At 40.8% G+C, this 7,526-nt stretch carries 8 protein-coding genes; 2 read left to right on the forward strand and 6 right to left on the reverse strand.

All coding sequences use genetic code 11. From position 1 onward, the window contains the following. Positions 1-230 precede the first annotated feature (230 nt). The 6 genes from QUA45_RS26975 to QUA45_RS27000 all read right to left on the reverse strand — a co-directional run bounded on the left by QUA45_RS26975 (position 231) and on the right by QUA45_RS27000 (position 2,409). Complete coding sequence (locus QUA45_RS26975) at positions 231-785, reverse strand: GNAT family N-acetyltransferase (protein WP_333222885.1); 555 nt, start codon at positions 783-785, stop codon at positions 231-233. Between the two features lie 309 nt (positions 786-1,094). Then, positions 1,095-1,286 carry a hypothetical protein gene (locus tag QUA45_RS26980; RefSeq protein WP_333222887.1) on the reverse strand — a complete coding sequence of 64 codons (192 nt, stop codon included), beginning with the start codon at positions 1,284-1,286 and terminating at the stop codon, positions 1,095-1,097. A 39-nt stretch (positions 1,287-1,325) separates the two neighbouring features. Next, positions 1,326-1,541, reverse strand: a complete 216-nt coding sequence (locus tag QUA45_RS26985) for a hypothetical protein (protein WP_333222889.1) — start codon at positions 1,539-1,541, stop codon at positions 1,326-1,328. 24 nt (positions 1,542-1,565) lie between these two features. After that, entirely contained in the window at positions 1,566-1,700 is a 135-nt protein-coding gene (locus QUA45_RS26990) for a hypothetical protein (protein ID WP_333100307.1), read from the reverse strand. Then, complete coding sequence (locus QUA45_RS26995; protein ID WP_333100305.1) at positions 1,690-1,974, reverse strand: hypothetical protein; 285 nt, start codon at positions 1,972-1,974, stop codon at positions 1,690-1,692. The genes QUA45_RS26990 and QUA45_RS26995 overlap by 11 nt, the downstream gene beginning before the upstream one ends. Positions 1,975-2,067: 93 nt before the next feature. Continuing rightward, positions 2,068-2,409, reverse strand: a complete 342-nt coding sequence (locus QUA45_RS27000; protein WP_333222891.1) for a XisI protein — start codon at positions 2,407-2,409, stop codon at positions 2,068-2,070. Between the two features lie 60 nt (positions 2,410-2,469). Here QUA45_RS27000 and QUA45_RS27005 point away from each other — a divergent pair, with 60 nt between their 5' ends. Continuing rightward, positions 2,470-2,796 (forward strand): hypothetical protein, encoded by a 327-nt coding sequence (locus QUA45_RS27005; protein WP_333222893.1) that lies wholly within the window; start codon positions 2,470-2,472, stop codon positions 2,794-2,796. A 1-nt stretch (position 2,797) separates the two neighbouring features. Then, positions 2,798-7,324, forward strand: a complete 4,527-nt coding sequence (locus QUA45_RS27010; protein WP_333222895.1) for a tetratricopeptide repeat protein — start codon at positions 2,798-2,800, stop codon at positions 7,322-7,324. Positions 7,325-7,526 lie beyond the last annotated feature (202 nt).

The following is a 7,526-nucleotide window of genomic DNA, read 5'->3' on the forward strand; positions in this document are numbered from 1 at the left end:
GGCTAAGTTTTAGCTATCGATTAACAAAAAGCGCTCCTAGTAATAGGGGCGCTTTTTGTTTGGGCAAAATATTTTTACTGCGAGGATGGGAAGTATCGCAGCCGCCAAGGGAGTTAGATCGAGCTTATTTGAGATGGCAATTCGCGGAGATAACAGTTCCCTCGCTTCTGGTAATTCCTGTTAGGCTGGATTGAGGTCTGCTTCTGCTTGGAGACTCACTCATGATAAATTCAAGTTTCTTTAAACATCACAATACATTCATAATTTTCTAAATCGAGAAATAGGTCAACTTGCAAAGTTCCTATTTGTTCAAATTCCTGTTTGTGGTGAAACATTAGGGAACGAGTATTAGCTATTGGCTGGGTAACAATAAACAGCGAAATAAATGAATTTGGAAAAAGTTGATAAATTTCTTTATACATAAATCGAGCAACACCTCTACCCATCCAATCTACCTTTGTTGCTACTCTTTCGAGATAAAAATGCCGGTCGCTTGTGACTCTTTTCTTAAAAGCCTCATCTTTCCAGATAATTTTATCCAACATTTCCTCAGAGATTTTGGGTTGTGATATAGCCACAAATCCTAGAATTTCCCCATCGGTTTTAGCGGCCACCAAATATCTGCATGAATTATTTAAGCTTTTGACAATCTCATCTTCAGTAATTTTTGTTAGCAAAAAGCCGCGCTCGATCGACGTATTTTGACCGCGCGCATTAGAATTGTGAATATTGATTATCGCCTGTATGTCCTCTCGATCGGCTTCTCTAAAAGTTAGATATTCCATTGCATAGTGTGTAGGAACTCGGACAAGGGGCTTTAAGCCCCTTGCTACATGAGTAGGATTCTACCCCATAACCCTAGCTGCCACCAATCCGAGCGACATCGCGAGCATTTTCTTCAAATGCAACCGTCAGCGCATCATCACCCCTCAAACCCGATGCGATCGCCCTAGTCCGGTATTGGCAAAGCCAAGGAATTACCCAAGTTGCTGAGGTGTATTTTTGCTGTCATACATTGGCGATTTTAACGCTCAGGTTTATCTATTTTAACAGCTAGATATAGATCGCATACCAAATTTAGTTTTGTAAATATTTTAGGGGCGATCGCCTTCGGGCAATATCATGACTGTAGGTATGTCTACACTTGTGGGCGATCGCAAATAACTTCCAGGTAGCCTCGCAACTGCTACAGTGTTCCCCAACAAATCGAATAACTCAACGCTATAACCTGTTTCTAGCCCCTCAAGGTGCGTGAAATTCAACTTAGCGGTAGATGAGTTTTTCAAGTAGATACTTGGACTCGATCGAGTTCAAAAATTCTTGATTCATAATTCTTCGGATTCGGGAAATTGTTGCTCATATTGGGCTAGAATTTCTCGAACTGTATCGGCGGCGATGTCTGATAGGTCTGATTTAGAATAGATAGTCACCAAAACGATCGACTCGCTAGTTTTGAGGTAATAAATACCACGGTAGCCCGCGCTTTTGCCTTTTTGAATGTCGCTGTTCTTAATTCTGACTTTGAAAATTTCGTACTCCATTCCCGGAATGCGAGCGCCCGGAAGTTACCCCGCTTGAAGTTGTTCGATTACAGGCTGAATGTCGTTGCGAATGTTGCGATAGCGTTTGGCTAAAGTTCGCAGGTCTCGTTGAAATCGGGGGGTGACTTCAATTTGGATCGATTGTGGATCAGTTGTCATCGATTCCGTCCCACAGTTGAGACAAAGGGAAAGTTTGTCCGGTAATTGCTTCATGAAAGCCTTGCTGAAGCCCTTCGAGGACTGTTTCGATGGGGTCATCATCTGGATCGATATCAGTGTTTTGACGAATTTTTTGTTGCAGTTCTTTGAAGCGTCCTTTATAGATATCTTCCCATTTATCGGACTGCAAGAATTTGATGAAAGCTAAGACTTCTTGTTGTTGGTCGGGCGATAAGACCTTTACATTTTCCAAAATGGCTTGTTCGACGGTCATAATTATCCCTTTTTTTTGATTGCTATTCTACAATCTAGTAACAACATTATATCAAACGAGTGGGTCAACAGCAATTTAAAGTTTGATAAATTACTAGGAAACTACTGCAAAATCTGTGTACTGTCGCATTCCAGGCTCGTGAAATGCCAATACAATATCTTCCTTGGGAACTCCTGCACGCACCAAATCCGTTGCAATCCCATCTTCTGTCCAGTCTTCCTCGATCCAGAATTTACCATCGCGAATCCGAACGTAAACAGTGATACCGGTAATACGATCGCCCTTTTCCCAGCCAAGATTCATCCAGATGTAATGACCGTTTTGTTCGTCGGTAATCAAGAATGTGTCGATGCCTGGTTGAGGATGGCGGCACAATTCTACATACTCGGTCAAAATACGTTTGATTAATTGGGGATACTCTATTAGTTTATCCATTGCACAATTTCCTCTACTTCTGTTAGAGTATACTGGTATTCATATTTACTCGGTTGATATATGCCAGAAGTAAAGCTGTCTCTTGAAGGTGAAGATGTTGATCTTGCGGCTGCACAGCTCTTTGAAACCACGGGTTTGCAGGGGAATTGGGAAGTAGCAAAAGGTTCTATCCCTACGAAGGAAGGCACATTGGCAGTGATAGGTACTGTTATAGGGATCGTAGGCGGTACAGTCGCAGTTGCTGAACAAATTCGGAAGTGGTATCAGGAATATAAGAAATCTAAGAAGAAATTTGATGTAGTGCTTGTGGCTGGAGATGTTCGAGTGGTTTTAGAGAATGCCACGATTGAAGATATTCGTGCCGTACTAGAAGAACTGGAGAGTTAGTGTGCAAACGCTTTACATCAAGTTAGTAGCGCTTGAAAAGCAGTTTGTAGAACTGCGTTACGCCTTTGGAGATCCCGCAAGGTACGAAACCCAACGGCTTGATGTATCATCGATCGACAACTTGATCCAGAAAGCAAAAGGCAGCTATTATATGTCGCTGCCTGATTTGAAAGGTATGGGACATCAACTCTTCTGCTGGTTAGATGGTACTGGTAGGTGGTTGAGTCGAGCAATTAATGACTGTACAGATGAAGGGTTAGTTTTAGCACTAGATGTGCGTGAACGATTAGGACATTTGCCCTGGGAGACTTTACATGATGGAGCGCAATTTATTGTAGAACGTGTAAATCCAGTGATTGTGCCAATACGTTGGGTCGATCGTCCTGTCCAGGATTCGCACGATATTCAGCAAGGTCCTCTACGGCTCTTATTCATGGCAACGTCGCCAGACAATGTAGAACCATCACTAGATTTTGAACAGGAAGAAGCCCAAATTTTGACGGAAACCAGAGATATTCCTCTCGATTTACGAGTTGAGGAAAGTGGGTGCATTACAGAATTGAGCAAGCTCTGGGGGCGTTATCGCGAACCATTCGATGTGTTTCATTTGACAGGACATTCATCTATTGAAGATGAAAAACCGTTTTTTTTAACAGAAACAGAAACTGGAGAACGCCATATTGCATATGCCTCGGAAATTGCTACTGCTTTGCGATTTCGTATGCCCCAGTTAGTGTTTTTATCAGGTTGCCGAACAGGTGAAGCACCGAGTAATGGTGCAGTATCCTCTTTGGCGGAATCATTGATCGAGGAGGGATGTAGAGCCGTTTTAAGTTGGGGAAGACCGATCGCAGATGTAGTCGCAACACAAGCCGCAGCATATCTCTATAGCAAACTTGCTGCTGGATACCAACTTGCAGAGGCACTTGCCAATACTTATAAGCATTTGCGAGAGGCTAAGGTAGAGGACTGGCATCTAGTGAGGCTGTATGTTAGGGGTAAGTGCCCAAAAGCATTGGTTGAACCATTGGGCGATGGGGTATGGTTGCCAGAAGAACCAATTTATGAACAGTTTCTAGATTCGCAAGGAATTGTTCGAGTGGCTACACAGCAGGAATTTGTGGGACGACGCAGAATACTGCAACGTAGCTTGAGAGCATTACGAGCAGCAGATAAGCTAGGTGTGATTTTGCATGGTTTAGGTGGAGTTGGGAAAAGCACGATCGCAGCGAGGCTTTTAGAACGTTTACAGGGCTACCACACAATATTTATCTACCGACAATTAGATGAGGACAAACTGCTAAGGCAGCTTGCAGAACAATGTCTATCGGAAACTGGGCAAGAAATTCTACAAGGCAAACTCCCGCTGACGCAAAAGTTAACTAAATTCTTACGAGAAGGGCTAAATGAACGAGGGCAAAGTCTAATCTTTGTTCTAGATGATTTTGAAGCAAACTTAGAATTGAGAACGGACGGTATTGCTGTTCTCAAGCCTGATACTGTCCCAGTCCTGATGCCTTTATTGAAGGCGATAACTCAATCTCGTCTTCACCGAGTAATCATCACATCTAGATATGATTTTCCGCTTCCCGAGCTAAATCAACGATTATATCGAGAGCAATTAGCTGCACTATCAGGTGCCGATTTACAGAAGAAATGTAATCGTCTAATATCTTTTGCACCTGGTTCTGAAGTCGATCTAGAGCTACGACTCAAAGCTTTGAAAAGTTCGGCTGGTAATCCTCGCCTGTTGGAATGGTTGAACAAAGTTTTACAAGTACAGCATCTTAATCAAAAACAAATTCTGGAGGAAGTAGAGAAAACCAGCAAAGAGTTCCGTGAAAGTATTTTGGCAGAGGAATTACTGAAGCGACAACAAACTAAATTGCGACGAATGCTTGGTTTTTGCTTAGTTTATCAGTTACCAGTACCTGCTTCTGCTATAAAAAATATTTGCCCAGAAACTTTTGAGGTAGATAGTTATATCTCCCGCTCTGTTGCACTCGGTTTACTTGAGCGCATACACAGTAAAGAAGAGACTTTGTACTATGTTCCGCGAATTTTAGAACCACTTCTTGATTTTCCTGAAGACTCGATCGAGTTATACAAAACTGCGGTGGAACATTTGCATCAGATATGGTTCGCTAAAGGTTTGCAAAACGCTCTAGAGACAAAAAAAGAATTATTAGAATCTTCTCTCTACGATCCTTTTTTAGAGCAAGATTTACCAACGGATAGGTTATTTGAATTGTACCGACTTGCAACTGCAGGCTTAAGACCAGATGTATTAATCACAGCAAACTGGTTTTTAGTGACGCGTCTGAATAAGCAAAAAAGGTATAGAGAGGTAGCGACGCTATGCAAGTTTGTCTATTACAGAGCTTATGGTGATTTGGGAGTCCATATTGTATCTCCTAATCTTCTGTACAATCTGGCAAAAGCGCAGCAACATATTGGTGAAGTAGAAGAAGCTTTACATAATTATCAAGAGGCATTAGATTTATGCTCTCAGCAATGCGAAACGCAAAAAGATTTTGTACTTCATAAAATTACTAAAGCTTCTATACTTCATGATTTAGCTGGTTTGCATAATCAACAAGGGAACTATCAAAAGGCTCTTGAACTCTGTTTACAAGTTATTCAAATTGATGAATATACTGATAACGATCTTGGTAAAGCTATATCATTCAATCAATTAGCGGAGATTAGAAAAAATTTAGGTGAACCCGAAGAAGCACTAAAAAATTATAAAAAGGCGTATGAATTTGCCAAAAAATTAATAGACAAAGATTTACTGTTTACTATACAAACTAATATGGCTGCTTTGCAAGTTGATCTTGGTCAAATTGACGCTTGGGATAATTTATTGTCAGGTTTAGTTTCAGACGAAGTACAATCCAAGAACTTTGAGGTTAAAATTAGTTTCCTCAGCAATACTGCATCGCTGAAGCTAAAACAAGGTGAAATAGAAGAAGCAAGGAAACTTCTAGAACAATTAAATAATCTACTGCCCCAAATTGATAATCTTTGGATCAAGGCACAGCTTTTACAAAATTTAGCCACGTTTAGATCGGAGTGTGGCGAACGTGAGCTTGCTTTAGAGCTTTATAATCAAGCTCTAGAACTGCACAGAAATAATGGCAATCGACCACATGAAGCACTGACGCTTCAAGAGATAGGAATTTTTCATAAACGTCAAAACAATATTGGTGAAGCTTTAAAGTTTCTTGAAGAATCCTACCAATTATCTTTAAAAATTGGAAACAAAGAGACTCAAGCTAATGTATTACTACTAACCGCCGAAATACTGATAGATAGAAATGAATTTTGTAAGGCAGAAGCAAAAATCAATACTGCTTTAGAACTAGCCAGCACAATTAAACTCCCTAAGTTGTATGCGCTTGCTCTCAGAGATATGGGACTGCTGCAAATAAAACAGGGAAATTATGATGCGGGAACAGATTTTTTAAGGCAAGCTTTGGAACAAGTTAACTCAGCCAGTGATGTTGTTCTTCATGCTACTATTCTCAAGCTTCTTGGAGAAGTTTTATCTATTCAAGGCGACCTAGATGAAGCACTTAAACACCTAACAGATTCTCTAGAGCTTTATTCCAAAGTCAATCAAACTGAGGATATCAAAGAAGTCCAAAAGCTGATCGGAGATGCTCATTCTCATAGGGCTTTACAGATATATGAGATGGCAGTTGGAGAGGAAAATCACGGTCATGTAGAAGCAGCACTTAGATTGATTGGACAAGCCTTATCTATAGTTGAAGAAGTTGAAGATGAGGAAATTAAATCATCTATTCTCTTGTGGTGTGGAAACTTTCTAATCAGGCATGGAGATTTTGAAATAGGTATTAGTAAAGTATTTCAGGCGCTGGAAATAGCTGAGGAACAAAAACTATCCAGAAAGCAAGAAATGCAAGATGCTGCTTTGGCGGTACAGTATGGAAAGATCAGACAACTGTTTGAACTATCTCAAGAGAAATTTCATAACCAAGAATTTGATGATGCACTTACTACCGCTCTGCAATGTTTGAAACTAGCGGAATTATTAAAAGATGTTGATTGGTGTTCAAACTCCCTCTCATTAATTGGGCAAATCAAAACATATCAGGGCGATTATGAAGGTGGAATACAAGATATTGAAAGGGCTGTTTCTTTAGCTAAAGAAAATCCGCTTGATGGACTTGAGGAATTACAGCAAATACTTTTTGCTGTAAATAACTTTGAGGCAGTTCGACTTCATGAGAAAGCTTACTCTGCTTGTCAGGAGAGAAATCTAGAAAACGCTATTGAACTTGCTCATAAAGCTTATGAATTTCAATGCAGGGTTAATCACAAAAACACTCAACCTGCTACTTTGTGCTTACTCGGACAACTTTTGATTGCTCACAATCTACTAGAGGAAGGATTGAAGAAGCTACAGCAAGCCTTAGATATTGCCCAAGAGTTACAAGCGCAAGAAAGTATAAATCAGGTTCAAGAGGTGATAGATCATTATCGTACTCACCAAGGGGATTGAAGATCGAGATTCCGTTAGACGACGAGGTTAGTTGCTGAACAATTTGGTAATCGATCGCTCGTGAGGAATAGGTAATTGGTTGTTAGTAACAGCCATTACCCATTCCTCATGCTAAACCCTAGCTACCGCCAATCCGAGCGACATCGCGAGCGTTTTCTTCAAACGCAGCCGTCAGCGCATCATCACCGCTTAAACCCGATGC

It is taken from the genome of Microcoleus sp. Pol12A5 (genome assembly GCF_036701435.1).
Lineage (GTDB): Bacteria > Cyanobacteriota > Cyanobacteriia > Cyanobacteriales > Microcoleaceae > Microcoleus.